This is a genomic window from Arthrobacter sp. B0427-1-12 (genome assembly GCF_059092905.1).
In genome coordinates, this window is sequence record NZ_JBNHIC010000195.1 from 1 (window position 1) to 563 (window position 563).

Genomic DNA, 563 nt, shown 5'->3' on the forward strand with positions numbered 1-563 from the left:
TGGTCGACCACCGCGAGGACCTCGTCGCCGAACGCACCCGCGTCATCAGCCGGCTCCGCTGGCACCTGCACGAGCTCGATCCTGCCTGGGCGGCCCCGGCCAACCTTGATCGGGACAGCGCGTTCGCACGCATCAAATCCCACCTGGACGGCCTCTCCGGGATCGTCGCCGACCTCGCTCAACGGCTCCTCACCCATCTGCACCGCCTCACCGAGGAGATCGATGAACTCACTGCCGAACTCAGCCGCCGGATCACCGTCATCGCTCCGGCGCTGCTGGCGATCGTCGGTTGCGGGTCCCTGACGGCGGCGAAAATCCTGGGAGAGACCGCAGGCATCACGCGGTTCCGCTCGAAGGACGCCTACGCACGCCATAACGGCACTGCCCCGCTGCCGGTATGGTCGTCGAACAAGGCCCGGCACCGGCTCTCCCGTACCGGGAACAGACAGCTGAACGCGGCGCTGCACCGGATCGCGCTCACCCAGGCCCGCTGCCACCCGGGCGCGCGAGAGCTTCTCGCCCGCCGCAAAGCAGGCGGGGACGGCGGCATGGAAGCACTGCGT

At 69.1% G+C, this 563-nt stretch carries 1 protein-coding gene; it reads left to right on the top strand.

Annotation, left to right across the window (positions count from 1 at the left end; translation table 11 throughout):
* The coding region (locus AC5RWU_RS24520) for a transposase (protein ID WP_493986771.1) at positions 1–563 on the top strand (563 nt) is incomplete at both ends.